The organism is Halorubrum sp. SD612 (assembly GCF_002135005.1).
Genome location: NZ_NEWI01000371.1, coordinates 1 through 1398 on the forward strand (window position 1 = coordinate 1; position 1398 = coordinate 1398).

Below are 1398 nucleotides of genomic sequence, written 5' to 3' on the forward strand. Positions count from 1 at the left end.
CCTCGGTCTCGTAGTGCTCCCCGGCGGCTTCGGGGATCTGCGTCCGGCCGACCAGGGCGAGCACGACGATCACGACGACGTACGGGATGGTCTGGACCAGCGTGTCCGGGATCGCGTACCCGAGCTGTTGGAGCCGGATCTGCATCGCGTCGAGCCCGGCGAACAACACGCCCGCGCCGAGCGTCCCCAGCGGGTTGTAGTTGCCGAACAGGTACGCGACGATGGCGATGAACCCCTTCCCTTGGACCATCGTCTCGCCCGTGCCGACGAACTGGCCGATCGACAGCGCCAGCGCCGAGCCGCCGACCCCGGAGAGGACGCCCGACAGCAGGACGCCGGCGTAGCGCACCTTCGAGACGGAGACGCCGACCGTGTCGAGCGCCTTCGGGTTCTCGCCCGCCGCCCGGAGGTGCTTCCCGAACGCCGTCTGGTTCAGCAGCCACCACGAGCCGACCGTCGCGAGGACCACCATCGTCGCCGAGTACTGCCACCCGACGCTGACCCCGAGGTTCGGCGTGTTCACGCCGCCGAAGAACACGGTGGACATGAACGGCGCGAGTCCCAAGGCGATGAGCCAGACGGCCAGCCCGGCGATGATCTGGTCGGCCTTGAACTCGATGCAGACGACCGCGAACACCGCGGCCAGGAACGTCGAGGCCGCGACGCCGGCGAGGAACGCGACCCCCAGCGCCGGGACGCCGAGGACGGCGTTCCCGACGCCGACGATCGACGCCGCGTACACCGAGGCGAACGCCGAGATGATCAACAGTCCCTCCAGCCCGATGTTGATGACGCCGGACTTCTCGGCGAAGATCCCGCCGAGCCCGGCGAGCACGATCGGCGCCGCCAGCCGCGCCGTCGACGTCGCGGTGCTCGTCGAGAAGACGATGCCGGAGAGGTCGCCGAGGACCGACTCCGGGAACGCGAGCCCGAGGACGCCGAGCAGCGCGAGCGTCCCGACGGTGCCGGCGAGGAGCGAGCGGACGTAGCCCGACTCGGTCGCACCTTCGAGGAGCGACGTCGGCGAGAGGGGGTTACGCATCGGCCTCACCCCCGTCGTCGTCGGCGGTCTCGTCCGGCTCCGCCGGCACCGCGCCGCCGGCGCCGCCGACGCCGGTGTACCGGCCGATCATCCGGAAGAACTCCGGCATCGCCACGAAGAGGATGATGAGCCCGCGCAACACGGCGACGAGCTCCGTGGGGACGTCCGTCCGGAACCCGATCTCCAGGGCGCCGCCCTTCAGGACGCCGAAGAGGAACGCCGCCGGCAACACGCCGATCGGGTTGTTCCCGGCGAGGATCGAGACGGTGATCCCGTCGAAGCCGAGGTCCGGGATCGAGGCCATCCACCGGCCCTCGGACATCAGCACCCACACCGAGCCGCCGATGCCGCCGAGC

At 70.7% G+C, this 1398-nt stretch carries 1 protein-coding gene and 1 pseudogene; both read right to left on the bottom strand.

The genetic code is table 11. The features are described from left to right. On the bottom strand, positions 1-1042 hold a 1042-nt coding region (locus B9G38_RS17435), incomplete at its 3' end, for an ABC transporter permease (RefSeq protein WP_086221189.1). Continuing rightward, positions 1035-1398: pseudogene (locus B9G38_RS17440) on the bottom strand (ABC transporter permease); the annotation flags it as partial. The pseudogene B9G38_RS17440 and the gene B9G38_RS17435, both read right to left, overlap by 8 nt.